The organism is Halalkalibaculum roseum (assembly GCF_011059145.1).
In the GTDB taxonomy this organism is placed as follows: Bacteria; Bacteroidota; Rhodothermia; order Balneolales; family Balneolaceae; genus Halalkalibaculum; species Halalkalibaculum roseum.
Map to the genome: position 1 here is coordinate 811,996 of NZ_JAALLT010000001.1, position 14,248 is coordinate 826,243.

General features: G+C 41.6%; 12 protein-coding genes. 6 read left to right on the forward strand and 6 right to left on the reverse strand.

The window, feature by feature from the left end:
* Window positions 1-255 precede the first annotated feature (255 nt).
* On the forward strand, window positions 256-453 hold the full coding sequence (locus tag G3570_RS03330; protein WP_165139138.1) for a hypothetical protein: 198 nt from the start codon (window positions 256-258) through the stop codon (window positions 451-453).
* Window positions 454-673: 220 nt separating this feature from the next.
* Window positions 674-2,170, forward strand: coding sequence for a M48 family metalloprotease (locus G3570_RS03335; protein WP_165139140.1), 1,497 nt, complete (start codon window positions 674-676; stop codon window positions 2,168-2,170).
* A 388-nt stretch (window positions 2,171-2,558) separates the two neighbouring features.
* Here the strand turns inward: G3570_RS03335 and G3570_RS03340 are convergent, their stop codons facing one another.
* From G3570_RS03340 to G3570_RS03350, 3 genes are all read right to left on the reverse strand, one after another.
* Complete coding sequence (locus G3570_RS03340; protein WP_165139142.1) at window positions 2,559-3,209, reverse strand: DUF2959 family protein; 651 nt, start codon at window positions 3,207-3,209, stop codon at window positions 2,559-2,561.
* Between the two features lie 189 nt (window positions 3,210-3,398).
* Window positions 3,399-3,923 carry a hypothetical protein gene (locus G3570_RS03345; RefSeq protein WP_165139144.1) on the reverse strand — a complete coding sequence of 175 codons (525 nt, stop codon included), beginning with the start codon at window positions 3,921-3,923 and terminating at the stop codon, window positions 3,399-3,401.
* On the reverse strand, window positions 3,920-4,180 hold the full coding sequence (locus G3570_RS03350) for a hypothetical protein (protein ID WP_165139146.1): 261 nt from the start codon (window positions 4,178-4,180) through the stop codon (window positions 3,920-3,922). Before G3570_RS03350 ends, G3570_RS03345 begins: the two co-directional genes overlap by 4 nt.
* A 556-nt stretch (window positions 4,181-4,736) precedes the next feature.
* Here G3570_RS03350 and G3570_RS03355 point away from each other — a divergent pair.
* Window positions 4,737-4,892 (forward strand): lmo0937 family membrane protein, encoded by a 156-nt coding sequence (locus G3570_RS03355; protein ID WP_165139148.1) that lies wholly within the window; start codon window positions 4,737-4,739, stop codon window positions 4,890-4,892.
* 688 nt (window positions 4,893-5,580) lie between these two features.
* On the opposite strand, the gene G3570_RS03360 is transcribed toward G3570_RS03355, so the two are convergent.
* From G3570_RS03360 to G3570_RS03370, 3 genes are all read right to left on the reverse strand, one after another.
* The gene (locus tag G3570_RS03360) at window positions 5,581-5,739 is read right to left on the reverse strand and encodes a YqaE/Pmp3 family membrane protein (protein WP_165139150.1); all 159 of its coding nucleotides are present in this window, start codon (window positions 5,737-5,739) and stop codon (window positions 5,581-5,583) included.
* A gap of 222 nt (window positions 5,740-5,961) precedes the next feature.
* On the reverse strand, window positions 5,962-6,615 hold the full coding sequence (locus G3570_RS03365; protein ID WP_249066618.1) for a hypothetical protein: 654 nt from the start codon (window positions 6,613-6,615) through the stop codon (window positions 5,962-5,964).
* Between the two features lie 184 nt (window positions 6,616-6,799).
* Entirely contained in the window at window positions 6,800-10,564 is a 3,765-nt protein-coding gene (locus G3570_RS03370) for a CheR family methyltransferase (protein ID WP_165139154.1), read from the reverse strand.
* Window positions 10,565-10,758: 194 nt separating this feature from the next.
* Between G3570_RS03370 and G3570_RS03375 the strand changes: the two genes are divergently transcribed.
* The 3 genes from G3570_RS03375 to G3570_RS03385 all read left to right on the forward strand — a co-directional run bounded on the left by G3570_RS03375 (window position 10,759) and on the right by G3570_RS03385 (window position 14,143).
* Window positions 10,759-11,394 (forward strand): response regulator, encoded by a 636-nt coding sequence (locus G3570_RS03375; RefSeq protein ID WP_165139156.1) that lies wholly within the window; start codon window positions 10,759-10,761, stop codon window positions 11,392-11,394.
* Between the two features lie 388 nt (window positions 11,395-11,782).
* Complete coding sequence (locus tag G3570_RS03380) at window positions 11,783-12,343, forward strand: helix-turn-helix domain-containing protein (protein ID WP_165139158.1); 561 nt, start codon at window positions 11,783-11,785, stop codon at window positions 12,341-12,343.
* A gap of 87 nt (window positions 12,344-12,430) precedes the next feature.
* On the forward strand, window positions 12,431-14,143 hold the full coding sequence (locus tag G3570_RS03385) for a hypothetical protein (RefSeq protein ID WP_165139160.1): 1,713 nt from the start codon (window positions 12,431-12,433) through the stop codon (window positions 14,141-14,143).
* The last annotated feature ends 105 nt before the right edge of the window (window positions 14,144-14,248 follow it).

Genomic DNA, 14,248 nt, shown 5'->3' on the forward strand with positions numbered 1-14,248 from the left:
GTTCCTCATTAAGGATAACTACTTGATGGCCGGAAACATATATAGCATTGGGCAGGATTAAGGAAAAATCCAATATGCAGCCATCGTAAAATTCATTCCGACTCCTCAAAATTCCCGGATAAAATCTGTTATATATGCAACACTTTGAAAAGAATGTATAACGCATATCTGCATGAATGTGCTCACATTTTACTATAAAGAGCATCTAAGCGTGTTCTATAAATCGTAAATAACATTAGTTAAGAAAAGTACATTATGAAACAAACATTAGGCGGGATACTGAGTATAGGCGGATTGATTGGTGTCATATTTTTTGGAATTCAATACTTGGACGATTCTGAATCATTTGAATTACTGGGGGCAGATATAGCAGTGAGCACCGGTGATTGGGTTCCGATTCTTGTATCACTAATCGTCCTCATTGTTGGGGTAGTCATTTATAAATCTAAGTAGTCCAAGGGTGCTTGTACGGATGTATTCATTACATGAGATAACCCTTCCATTGTCCATCCGGTCAACCTGCGTTATACCCTGATGGGGAGGGATGGCCTGTTATTTGAAACAATCCTAACCCTTTGGAACATGGCGAATCCAATCGTTAGAATCAGGCATTCACAGAATGATGTACCGGAAGTTTCTATACAATAAAAAAATTAATTAGGAGAGGCTGATTATGAGATCCATTATTTCACATTGTTGTCTGTTATTTATTCTGGGGCTTTTGGTTTCTGCCTGCAGTATTCAAGAAAGTGCAATTAGCGGTGAACGGCGTGCATACGGCTACAGCTGGGATCAGGAAAAGAAGATCGGTAAAGATGCCGACCAGCAGATTCAACAACAATTCGGCTTATATGATAGTGATGAGCTTCAAGCGTATGTTGATAAGATTGGACAGGAGATGCTGGCTGTCAGCCATATGAACAGGCCCGATACACCTGCCGAGTATGAAGGAACGGACTTTTACTTTCGTGTTTTAGACAGCCCGGTGGTTAATGCCTTTGCCCTGCCTGGCGGGTACATCTATGTAACCCGGGGGCTGCTATCACATCTAGATAATGAAGCCCAACTCTCTGTGGTGCTGGGTCATGAAATCGGGCACGTGATTGCTCGCCATGCCTCCCAAAGGGCCTTCGAACAACAGATGGGGCAGCTTGCCCTGATCGGAGGTGCCATTGGCGGGGAACTACTGGGTCTTCCCGGTGGAGATATCCTAGGAATTGGCAGTCAGGCGGCTCAAATGCTGTTTTTAAGCTACAGCCGGGAAGATGAGCGGGAATCCGATCGATTGGGAGTGGAATACTCCTCCATGCAGCATTATAAGGCAGCCGAAGGGGCACAGTTTTTTGTATCCCTGGAGCGGATGTCCAAACAATCCGGCCAAAGCATTCCCGACTGGCAATCAACCCATCCCGACCCGGCAGAAAGGGCTAAGAGCATTCCTGAGCTTGCCGAGCAGTGGAGGGCGAAAGGGTATGAGCAGACCATTGACAATACCGATCAGTATATGGGTAAGCTAAATAATATGATCTATGGTGAAAATCCGCGGGAGGGATTTACCCGGAACGGCTTCTTTTACCACCCGGAAATGAGATTTCAATTTCCTTACCCGGACGGCTGGCAGGTGATAAACCAGCGGTCGCTGGTTGCAGTTGTCAACAGGGATCAGGATGCCGTTTCGATTATGACGCTGGATGGCAAATCGGCGGGCGCAGAGGCTTCAGTTAACGAGTTTTTAAACCAGGAAGGCATCACAACACTGGGAAAATCTAACGCAGAAAGCAACGGACTTGCAGCGTTTCGGGCAGAAGCCACCGGACAAGCTGAGGACGGCCCCAAGCTCACATTCTATGTCTATGCCATAGAGTATGGCGGCTCCATCTATCGCTTTTTAAACTATACAACAGCTGAAAAGTATGGAACCTATGCTTCACGTTTTAATGAGATAACCGGCGGGTTTAAGAAGCTAACCGATTCAGGTATATTGAATATTCAACCGGTTCTTCTGCAAACGGTAAAAGCCAGTCGTGCAGGCACCTTCAAGTCTTTTCTACCGACTAATTTTGAAAGCTTATCAATCACTGTATCACCGGAGGACCTTGCGATAATGAACCAAGTGGGACTCGATGAACAGATCATAACCGGCACCTGGTTAAAACTCCCAAGGCAGTAAGCTTGGCAACAGGTGTTGTTTTCCAGAGAGCTTTGTATCGAAGGTTTACAAAGGGTAAAACCACCAACCTATTGCTCAAAGGGAGCTGTACCATAAGCACTCTACCCCCTGGAGCCTTTGGTGTATCTCCTTTTATGGATATAGCACGTAGGTGGTACAACCACCACATAGCGAAGTCCGCAAAACTTCACAGCTGATAACGGATCTCAATCTGAGAACATGAGTGAAAAACTATGGCAAAAGTATTACCAATAAAAAAGGACAGAGGTTTTAACTCTGTCCTTTTATGATCTTACTCTCTGATGAATGTTTACTCGGGTACTAAGGGATACTGTAAGAAAATGAGTAAGATGTTTTCAGATTTTTTTCGGGTCATTTAAGGTTATGATTAGTTGGTTCCGCTTTGTGACATTTCCGCTCGTGCATTCTGAATAGCTGTTTGCACATTCTGGATGGCATAATGCAGATTATTCCCTTTGGTTACGACTTTTTTGGAGGTCGGACCGATGGCCGCGATTCCTTTGGTAGTCAGATCATTCGATAGGAAGGTCTGTATTTCCTTTAAGTCAGAGACATAAGCTTTGAACGCTTCGTTAACGCCAATGCTGTTTTCAGCTATTTTGTCATAGATATCTCCAAGTGCCGCTCGCCGTTCATTGCTTAGTTTCTGGATTTCCGGGTTATCGTATTCTGTGCCCTCTTTTTTCCATTCCTCAAAATAATCTATACCACGCTTTCTCATCTCTTCGGCATGTTTTGCAAACTTTTTCTCCATGGCCAACATTTCTACCACATTATTACTGTAGGCGTCAAACGCTTGTTTTACATCCGTTTGGCCGGGCCTCATGAGTGCTTCCAGGGAGGTTCCGGTAGTATCTAGCTGTCGGGATACTTTTTGAATATCATTTTCCATGGTCTCCATGGTTGTTCTTGTATCTTCTGAACGCTGCATGCCTGTGGTAGCACAACTGGTAATACCAAATGCAGCTATGATCAGTAAAACAGAGCTCCAAGTATATGTATGGTTTAGTAATTTCATTTTAATCTCTATTAATTGCCCGCAACTGGCGGGACAGGTGTGAATTATTATCACTAATGGAATATGAGCATTCCGGTTTCGTAAAGCGTTACAGTTCACCGAGGTAGATTTATATATATCACATGCCGGAGGAATAGGCAGGCACTATTAAATGAGATCGTGCAAGAGGCAAGCGGAGGCGATCCAATTCTAAAGCTTGTCTATAAACAGTATCATGGTGGCCGCGACAGTGGCGATGGGGCCAATGATCCGCATGTAATCGACAAAAGCCGGCCGCCTTTTTACTTCAAGAGTAATGAAATCATTTTCTTGCAACGTGAAGTCGAGTATTCCGGGCGGCAACTGCTGCGTATACTGAAACCTGAAATTGACCACCTCATTAATGTTCAGTTCCTGGTTTCGTCTAGATACATTGACCTCAACACGTAATTTAGACCAGTCAAGTGTGGTTTCGCCCGTACGGAAACTGGCCGGGCCGCGTGCAAAAGAGATAAGTTCGATAAGGGTAGTGCCCGTTGGTACCATGAATCGACCGGGTGCGTTTACATCGCCCCAGAGATTAATCAATAGCGACTCATCGCCAGGCTTGGATATTTGCACTATACCTTCAACGAGCCGGTACTGCAGAGTAAGTGGTATCTGATCTTGTGCCCGGGCTGTTTCTGCAATCATCATTCCGGCGATAAACATCACTATGGCAACAGTATGTTTCATTTCTCGTCTAAATTGTATTCTGTGCTTCCTCCCTCATTAACCATCCGGTCAACGGCTTCACCCATTTTTTGCAACGGACTTTTTACATTCGCAATTGATTCTTTTGCTGTTTCTTCTTTAGGCTCGGTACCGTCAACTGTTTCTTCTGCGTTGTTATTTCGGCCGGAAGTGTGTCTATTGTGAGCTAATAAAGTTTCGTTTAGTATGGTCTGTGCCCCACTATCAAATAGAGCAAATAATGCTTTTTTTGAGTCCATAATGTGTAATGAGTTATCTTATTTCAGTTTTTGCAGGCGGTAATAACAGCTAATACCGGCAGAACATGTATAAATCTCTCCACTATAGCAGCCGGGATATAAATGGCTCAATAATCAAAATAGAGACTGTCAAATAGAGTGGATTTCACTCCATTTTCTCAAACTTGTACACATCTATAATATCCCCTCTTTATGCCCCATAAACGTTATAAGCTGAGGTAAAATGTTTACATATATTACAGTTTTGGGTAACTATTAGCGGAGACCGGCAAATCCGTTGTTTGGTTCTTATCCGGAAATTTAGGGATTGCACCGGCTTCCCATGGCTTTTCAAAACACCGGGTAGAACTGTATAGAAAGGAGTAAAAGCCCGGGAGATCTGTGATATTTACAACTTATTTTCTGGATCATGTAATATTGATCCGGTGAAATAATAATACCTTTCTAAATGAAGAAATACTTCTCCTTTGTCAGTTCTCTTTGCCCGGTTATTGATTTTAAAAAGAGATGGATAACATAATCCGGTAAGCCGGATTGCAATCTAAAAAAAGCTATTATGGGAAATCTACTTTATATTATTGCCGTAATTTTAATAATCGGCTGGCTGGTTGGATTTATTGGATACAGTGCAGGTGGACTGATTCACGTATTACTTGTCATTGCCGTTATAGCAATTTTATTACAGGTGATTCAAGGAAAAAAGATCTTTTAAAAAATGCTCCCAGGAATATTACTATTTTGAACTCCAAGTCCACTTGTGGGTAATAAAGAGTGGATAATATTGAGCTCTTTAAAAGTCATGCTAATCTCATTGAGAGAGGCGTTGATATTTCTGCCTTTTCAAAATAATCCCTACCATGTCCATTTTATACTTGCACTTTGGATAAGTCGGTACGGGCTGACTTTTCCTCACATTTCAGAACTATTTTTTCAGTGTAACGGGCAGGTTTTTGCGATTGATTATGGCCTGTGTTAAACAAGGCTAGTCTTACGTCATTGATCAACTTTTAGGTCAATACTTAAGATAATTAGGTTATTAAGTGATTTGGTGACTGGGTTATGAGGCTATGAGTCTTTGAAAATCTTTCTATATCTATTACCGTTCAGCGTCTTTCACCCACCTAAGCTTTAGCGCAGGCGGGGCCTTTCCTCCGGTCTCCCTTTTTCCCTTATACCCCTCTTACCTATATTCCTTTCGAATCTCTATAGCGTATACAGACCAATACTTATAAATGTGACGCAGCACTAATTAAACATGGCCGAAAGATTTAATGTAGGATACATATCTCATCTACCGTGGGTTCGGGGTAGGCAACTCCTACTCAACAAATCGTAAAAACACGATATTCAGGTTCTTCAACTATAAGAAAATTAATATGTAGCAAACCCTTTACAGCGGTTTAATGTTTGGCAATAATCCATACAGCATGAATTATTCCGGGAATGTAGCCAAGTATGGTCAGTATAACATTTAGCCAAAAAGCACCGGTTAATCCAACTTCTAAAAAAACTCCGAGAGGAGGAAGAATAACAGCAAAAATAATTTTTAGTATATCCATGTTTTTTTATTTGATTATTTATTATTTCAAATAAAAGTTAAGCTCTTCAGACTACCGACCAAGATTATTGTGAAAGAAGTTACTCTTCATTCACAACTGCCAAAATCTACTTTGCTGCTCACATTTTTTATCTATTGTTTGCAACATTAATCTGCAGGTCTTGGGAAATAATCATTAGCCAAAATGCAGCAGGTTTGCTAATAGACAGTCTTACGAACGTAGTCACATACCGCTTCCGCTTTGGGCCATTTCATTGCGTGCACTTTGAATAATGCTTTGAACATTGTGCATAGCATGTTGCAGGCTGTCACCTTCGCTTATAACCCGGCGTGAAATCGGCGCAATAGCGGTCACCCCTTTTGTCGAAAGATCATTGGAAAGAAACCTCTGAATCTCTGTGACATCCAGAACGTACGCTTTAAAGTTGTCTTTAATACTGTTACTCTTAACAGAAATTTGGCTGTAAACATCACCCAGTATTGATCGGCGCTGGTTGCTCAGTTGCTGTATTTGCGGATTATTATATTCGTTTCCTTCTTTTTGCCATTCCTCAAAATAATCGGTGCCTCTGGCGGTGAGTTCGTCGGCATGACGGGTAAACTTGGTCTCGGTATCAACTATTTGGGCTACGTTATTTGAAAAGATTTCCAGAGCCTTCTTCAGGTCGGGTTGACCGGGCCTGATAAGATCACCCAGCGCGGCATTGGTGGCTTCCAGCTGCAGGATCGCCGATGTTATATCATCGTCCATGGTTTGCAGCGAGACCCGGGTCTCATTGGAGCGCTCCATACCCGTTGACTGGCAACCGGCGGTCATTATTAGGCCGGAGATAAGTACGGACAAAACAAAATGATATATTTGCCTGGTCGGAGTCATGGTATGCTCCCTTTTATGGGTATTAATTACAGTTAACAAAAGGTCGCTATTTTAAGCCTGATAAGCTTTATACGAATCCAAAAAAAGGTTACATATATCGCTGATTTCCGGAAAGGAAGAAAGGAATAATGTTTTGGTCACCATGTACAGAACTTACGAGCAACGTCCAACTGCACAGATATATTCATCTTATAGATTCTAGCGGAAATGTACACCTCACACAAATTGTAAAATCCTCGGAGTCGGGTAGCCTGTCAATGGCAAAAGTTCCTCCGAGCAATTCCACCCGGTGGCCGATAATTCGCAATCCCATCCCCTTACTGTTTGTTTCCTCGGGTGAAAATCCTTTGCCATCATCTTTGATTTCCAATTTAAATTGGTCTTTTTGTTGCTTTGTGACCACCAATATTCGTTTTGCTTTTCCATGGGTAGCAGCATTTTTAATTGCTTCCCGGGTAATATTATATAAGCTGGAGGAAAGCTCTCTATTATTAATTTTATCCAAAATTTTATTAGCTTTCAGGGTGCATTTTATATTATGTATTCTCTGTGACCGTCTCATGAGAAGGGTAAAGGCATGCGATATCCCTTCCTCCTCAACATCAATAGGAATAATATCATGACTTAGCTCCCGTATGTTATCAATTTCAAGATCTACCAGAGATTTAATTTTATCAAGCATATCAGATGCATTAGTCTGATTCGTGACTGAGAGTTCATCATTAAGATCACTTAAAATCATTTTGATATAGGCAAGATTCTGAGCAAGTGTGTCATGGAGGTATCCACCAAGTTCCCAGCGCTGTGACATGCTGTTGCTTAAGATCTGTTTCTGCAAATCGGTACTTCTTTCCACTTCTTTTTTAAGCTGCTTATTGATTTTTAAAAGTTTTTGATCAGCTTGCTTACGTTCAATAGCCGATCCAATAATGTTTGTAATAATTTTGATAAAATTTATATCGAACTTTGAAAAATCTTTGGGTTCTTTGGCATAGAGGGATAATACCCCAAGGTTTTTTTCTCTACCCCCAATGTTAATTTGTAAGCCGGAAGTAACCTCATACTTATCAAGCAGGGGTATTTTGTTATACCGCTGTTCGTTATGATAGTCTTCAGTAATCAATGGCTCTGATAGTGTTAAGGCATAACCGACGTCCCAATCGGTATCCAATTCGATGGTTGTTTTGTCTGGTGTACCATCTTCTAAATTACTGCTGATCAACGTCAAGTAATCTTTTTGATTATCAATTGAGAAGACGAAACAGTAATCGAATCCGGTAATATGACGAATGTTTTCTATTGCTTTTCCAATTATGCTATTCAGCTCATCTTCCTGCAGCGTAAATATGCCCAACTCTGAGATTATTTCTTGCCGCTCTGCCCGTTGCTTAAGCTTTTCTTCTGCTTCTTTAAGCTGCGTGACGTCCACGAGTGTAAGTACTACCCCATCGATGATGTCATTTACCGAGCGGTATGGACGTAGGCGCATGATATATTGATTCCCTTTTTCATCCTGTACAATCTTTTTGATTGGTTGCAGGCTTTCGGTTACCCGGTCGATATCGGCCTGTATTGAATCATAGTTGAGTTGATGGGTGACATGACTAAAAGGCCGTCCCGTATCGGAGGCAATCAGATTAAAAAGATCGGTAGCCGAAGACGTATAAAATTGCAAACGATTATTGCTATCAATAAAGAGCGTAGCAATATCGGTGGATTCCATCAGGTTCTTGAGATTGCTATTGGCCTCGTTGAGTTTTTCAATTTTGTGTTCTAGTTCAGTATTTACGCTCTTGAGTTCTTCATTAACCGATTGCAGTTCTTCTTTGCTGGTTTCAAGCTGTTCTGTTGTTGATCGCAGCTCTTCATTCATCGACTGCAGTTCCTCGTTGGAAGCCTGAAGTTCTTCATTCGAGGTTTCATATTCTTCGATAGTAACATGAAGTTGTTCTTTGGTATGCTCCAGCTCATTTTCCAAAGCCGCAATAATGTCTGACTCCTCCGCTGCCTCCGAATCTACATGTTCAACCTTTTGTGGATGACTGTTAGTCTCATCAGGTTCTTCCATAAAGACGACATGCAGCAATCCTTCAGAGAAATTCGGTTCGGATATCCTTCGTACTATAATGTTGTAATAATGGTAGCTGCCCTCGATATTGAGCCTGACTTTTTTGGAGGCTGGTGTAGTAGCATCTTGTTTCACCTGGAACAATAGGCGACTCAGAACTTTTCGCAGATCAGGGATGACCATATTCAGGATCTTTTGGCTGGGTTCACCGCCCGAATATTTCAGGAATCGTTCAATATCAGAGGTAGAATGAAGAACCTCATAATTCTTATTGATAATGACGCTTGCCGGTTCAAACTGTTTAAATAAAAGTCGTTGGTGGAGATCCTCAATATTACTTTGTTTCTTATTATTTATTTCTGACTGGCGGTGAGAAGTAGGGACATCAGATTGCTTTGATAAGGGGTAACGAGGCAGCCGGACATGAGATTTTGAAACCGTACTCTGTTGATAAATCTGGTTTTTTTTGTCAATTGAATTGAACAGGTCTGTAGCTTCCAGTATAGAATCAGACATACCCAGAAATAGCCATTTCCCAGGTTTCAAGGCATAATGAAACAGGTTGAATACCTCCGATTGCAAATCGCGATTCAGATAAATCAAGAGGTTCCGGCAGCTGATAAGGTCAAGTTTAGAAAAGGGAGGGTCCTTAAGCAGGTTGTGAGCGGCAAACAGTATCATGTTGCTTATATTTTGGTTTACACAATACTGCGGTCCTTCTTTTTTGAAATATTGATGCAAACGATCAATTGAAATATCAGCTACAATAGATTCGTTGTAGCACCCTTTTCGTGCAATAACCAACGCTTTTTCATCAATATCGGTTGCAAAGATCTGAATTTGTGGCGGGTTACTGAGAGTTTGAGCATGTTCATGAAGTAACATGGCGAGAGAGTAAGCTTCTTCCCCTGTGGCACAGCCGGGCACCCAGACGCGTACGCTATCTTTTGAGTCCTTGTCTTCAAAAAGTTTGGGAATAATTGTTTCCTTTAGTGAACTAAAAGCATCGGGATCACGAAAAAAATTAGTAACGCTGATAAGTAAATCCTTGAATAACTCTTTAACTTCAGGCGGATGTTCGGTGACATACTCTAAATAATCAGGAAGGGAATTTATACGGTTTACCCGCATACGGCGTTCAATTCTGCGAAGTATAGACGATCGTTTGTATTGGGTAAAATCATGACCCATTTTCATATTTACTTTCTCAAAGATTTTACCAAGAACCTTTGTTTCACGTTCAGGAAGTTCTCCGGAATCAGAAATTTTAACCCTTCTAAGACTTTCCTGGTATTCCTTAAGCTTCGCGGGAATTTCTTTAACAGGCAATGTCACATCCACCATACCCGTTTGCACGGCATTATATGGCATGGCATTATAGCCAGCCTCTTCAATGGCTTGTGCGATAACAATACCACCGTTTTCCTTTATGGTTTTAAGCCCAACAGCTCCGTCGCTGCCGGTTCCCGATAAAATTACACAGGCAGAGTATGTACCCTTAGCTTCGCCGAGCGAACGAAAAAACAGATCAATCGTTGTAAGCTTTTTATTACTCGTATTGACGGCTGTTAACACCAGGTGCTGATTCTCTATAGATAAAAGTTTGCCCGGGGGGATAATATAAACGTGATTAGGCTTTATCTTTGTCTTTTTGGTGATTTGTGATACCTGCAGGGAAGTATGTTCCTGTAACAGGGGGGCCATGCTGCTTTCATGGTCAGGTGAGAGGTGAATAATAACTACAAAAGCCATTCCCGTTGAATCGGGCATGGCATCAAAAAATGCTTCCAAAGCCTCCAGTCCGCCGGCAGAAGCACCCAGTCCAACTACCAGAAGATCCCTGTTCTCATCATTATGTGAATCTTCTTCATGCACTGCCATTGAGCAAGCCTTTATTTTTAAAAGAGAAAGGATATAATATTTTGAGATTAGACCTTATAATATTGGTATCCCAAACTTCATTTCTTTTTTTATTCTTATCTGTTAATATCAATATAATTGTAGAGTTTAAGAAGTGTTGTTTTATAATTTTAAATTGCACACACTCAGTAATAAGATATTTAAGAATATGATAAATGATTAAAGTAGTAATCGCTGATGACCACCCCTTTATCCGAGAGGGAATAAAAAAAATTGTCAACGGAAAGACTGATTTGGAAGTAGTCGGTGAGGCCGAAAATGGGAATGAATTATTGGATATCCTTGAAAGTAAGAAGCCTAATATTTTGGTATTAGATATTACGATGCCCGGTCAGAGCGGACTCGAACTGCTTAAGCGTATCACCAAATTATATCCTGAAATACCGGTACTAATTTTAAGTATACATTCGGAAGAACGGTTTGCCATACGTGCTTTAAAAGCTGGAGCGTATGGTTATTTAACTAAAACAAGCATTTCTGAAGAGTTGATAAAAGCCATCCGTAAAATTACTGTTGAAAATCGAAAATACATTACTTCGGCAGTAGCCGAGCAGCTTGCCTCACAAGTTGGTATCAATAAAGATAACCCGTTGCATAAAAAACTATCTGATCGAGAATTTCAGGTTCTTTGCATGATTGCCAGCGGTATGAAAGTGACCGCTATCGCTAAGGATCTTGCGTTGAGCCCCCAAACGATCCATACCTATCGTTCCCGTATCAAAGAGAAAATGAATTTGAGTTCAAATGTAGAAATGACAAGGTATGCCATTGAAAATAATTTAATCGAGTAGAGTGGCCTAAATAGCAATTCGTTAATTTGGTCCTCTTTCGGTTAACCCACTCTAACACATCAGGTTGATTTTTTTAAAAAAGGTGTCCGGATAATCTTGTCTGTCTGTGTTCCGGTCAATCTGGAAATTTGATCACACCTTATGCCCATCAGTTTTTTGTAATAATAATTATTACGAATAAATAGCAATATTTATTACATGGGGTCTAGCTGAAGGTTTATACCTTTATATAAACTCTAATTGCTGCTTCTAAGTAGCAAGTCTATCCGACGGAATGCTTGCAAGGATACCGGATTAGAAATAATGCAGAACAATATGAATTTGAGTAATTCTACATAGATGTGCTCTTTCTATTTTTTTCTTGCTCAGGGGTTAAAAACAAGACATTATGAAACTATATATTAAATATATGGTAAGCCTGCGCTGCAAGATGTTCGTTAAGGATGAGCTAAAAAAGCTGGACATTAATTGTGTTTCGGTCGACCTCGGTGTTGTAGAAATTCAGGGTGAGGTTACCGATAAGCAGCTTGAAATTTTCTCGAATAACCTAAAAAAAGCAGGTCTGGAGTTGCTCGATGATAAAAAGAACATTCTGGTCGAAAAAATAAAAAGCGTGATTGTGGAGATGATCCACTACGAGGATGAGGTTCCCAGGGTTAATGATTCCGATTATATCAGCGAAAAACTGGGCTATGATTATACCTACCTCTCAAATACCTTTTCGGAAGTAAAAGGAATTACCATTCAGCAGTATATTATTATGCACAAAATTGAGCGTGCCAAGGAGCTGCTGTTGTATGACGAGCTGACCCTTACCGAAATAGCCTATAAACTACACTACAGCAGCGTTGCCCATCTGTCGAACCAGTTTAAAAAGATTACCGGCCTTACGCCCACCTATTTTAAGGAGCTGAAAGAGAAACGGGATAAAAATCTTGAGGATCTGTGATATATATAACTCTTTAAAAAGAGTATATAATGCTTGGTCTGTTGAAAGTGCCCATCTTGCCTTTACAATTCTAATAAATCCGGGCATATGGAATCAGTAATAAATGAGATAACCTATGAACTGCTCTCTTTTGATGAAGCAGTGAAAAATCGTCTCTCTTCATTGGAAAGGGAATATATCAATGAGCGATTATGGAATAGAGATGCCACACTATGGAAAGATGACAGGAAATCAGCCGAAAAGATTTCTGAGTCTCTTGGCTGGATGGATACCCCGTCCCGGATGACCCCGGTATTGCCGGAAATAATAGAACTTGTTCGAAAAGTTAGGTCAGACGGATATTCGCATGTAATTGTATTGGGCATGGGCGGCAACACCCTGGCTTCACTTGTTTTTGCCCGCACATTTGGAACCGGTAAAAACGGGCTGGAACTTTCCATTATTGACACGACTGATCCGGCCGAAATTCAAAGAATAGAACAGAAAGCGTCCCTCAGGGAAACGCTGTTTATCGTTGCCAGTAAATCGGGAGTAGAGGCAGAAACGAGTGCCCTTGCAGAATACTTTTATAATAAGTTGAAGGCCATTAATGGAGTTAATCCCGGAAATCACTTTGTGGCGATTACCGATCGGGGCACACCGCTGGCTGAAAAAGCGCGGGGATTGCACTACCGTCAAATCTTTTTGAATTTTGAAGGCATTGCAAGTCACTTCTCGGCACTCTCTTATTTTGGGATGGTGCCTGCTGCTTTAATGGGTCTGGATGTGGAAGATTTGTTAGGACGAGCAGTACGCATGCAGCAGATCTGTCAAACGCATAATACCCCCTCCGAAAATCCGGCAATCAGACTGGGTGCCATAATGGGAGAAATGGCCATTCAGAACCGCAATAAGCTGACGATCGTACTCCCGGATTCGTTATCGACTCTCGGGCTTTGGCTGGAACAGTTGATAGCCGAAGGTACCGGTAAAGAGGGAAAAGGCATTTTACCGATAACCGGCGAACTGTTGGAACCCTCACTGTACCGGGATGACAGGCTATTTGTATACCTGCATCTTCAAGGTGAACATCAGCCTGAAATCACCGGTAAATTGCAGCAATTAACGAAAGCCGGGCATCCACTGGTTAGCATCGCCGTAGAAAGCATGTCTGATATCGCCGGAGAATTTTATCGCTGGGAAATGGCCGTCGCGGTCGCCGGTTCGATCATTGGTGTAAATGTTTTTGATCAACCCAATGTGGAAGAAAGCAAAGAGCGAACCAATCAGATTTTGGGTAAATATGAGAAAGAAGGGGCCCTGCCCGTTATGGATCCGGCGATAACAGAGGGCAAGCTCACCTTTTTTACCTATCGTAATAAATTTGATAATGCGGTAGCGTTGCTGGATACCTTTATGAATGCGGAGCATGTCGGCGACTATCTTGCCATACAGGCATTTCTCCCGGAGGAACCGCAAACCGATCTGCTGCTTCAGAAGTTCAGGAACGTTCTTCAACAACGGCTAAAAAGGGCCACAACCCTTGCCTATGGTCCTCGTTTTTTACATTCCACCGGCCAGTATCATAAGGGAGGACCCAATACCGGATTATATATACAATTGATTGGGGACGATCAGGTTACGATTGAGGTCCCGGGGAAAAACTACTCCTTCGGCACATTCAAACGCGCACAGGCTGATGGGGATTTTACCCTCATGGAGGTTCATAGCAGAAGAATCATTCGGGTGGACTTGAATGGCGATATTCACAGCGGGATGGCTAAACTGATTGATTTGGTTACGCCTACTGAACTTGCTTGACAACGTACTATATACTATTGCTAAACCTCCTTATTTACAGAGACCTTTGCAAACTTCAATCTTTTCATTCTAAGCTTGTTGAAAAATCTCCCAATTCCTTAAGTA

Excerpts from the sequence above, each read along its gene's own strand:
- G3570_RS03370 (WP_165139154.1), bottom strand. The coding sequence starts at position 10,564 with ATGGCAGTGCATGAAGAAGATTCACATAATGATGAGAACAGGGATCTT.
- G3570_RS03355 (WP_165139148.1), top strand. The coding sequence starts at position 4,737 with ATGGGAAATCTACTTTATATTATTGCCGTAATTTTAATAATCGGCTGG.
- G3570_RS03375 (WP_165139156.1), top strand. The coding sequence starts at position 10,759 with ATGATTAAAGTAGTAATCGCTGATGACCACCCCTTTATCCGAGAGGGA.
- G3570_RS03335 (WP_165139140.1), top strand. The coding sequence starts at position 674 with ATGAGATCCATTATTTCACATTGTTGTCTGTTATTTATTCTGGGGCTT.
- G3570_RS03360 (WP_165139150.1), bottom strand. The coding sequence starts at position 5,739 with ATGGATATACTAAAAATTATTTTTGCTGTTATTCTTCCTCCTCTCGGA.
- G3570_RS03365 (WP_249066618.1), bottom strand. The coding sequence starts at position 6,615 with ATGACTCCGACCAGGCAAATATATCATTTTGTTTTGTCCGTACTTATC.
- G3570_RS03350 (WP_165139146.1), bottom strand. The coding sequence starts at position 4,180 with ATGGACTCAAAAAAAGCATTATTTGCTCTATTTGATAGTGGGGCACAG.
- G3570_RS03330 (WP_165139138.1), top strand. The coding sequence starts at position 256 with ATGAAACAAACATTAGGCGGGATACTGAGTATAGGCGGATTGATTGGT.
- G3570_RS03380 (WP_165139158.1), top strand. The coding sequence starts at position 11,783 with ATGAAACTATATATTAAATATATGGTAAGCCTGCGCTGCAAGATGTTC.
- G3570_RS03340 (WP_165139142.1), bottom strand. The coding sequence starts at position 3,209 with ATGAAATTACTAAACCATACATATACTTGGAGCTCTGTTTTACTGATC.
- G3570_RS03345 (WP_165139144.1), bottom strand. The coding sequence starts at position 3,923 with ATGAAACATACTGTTGCCATAGTGATGTTTATCGCCGGAATGATGATT.
- G3570_RS03385 (WP_165139160.1), top strand. The coding sequence starts at position 12,431 with ATGGAATCAGTAATAAATGAGATAACCTATGAACTGCTCTCTTTTGAT.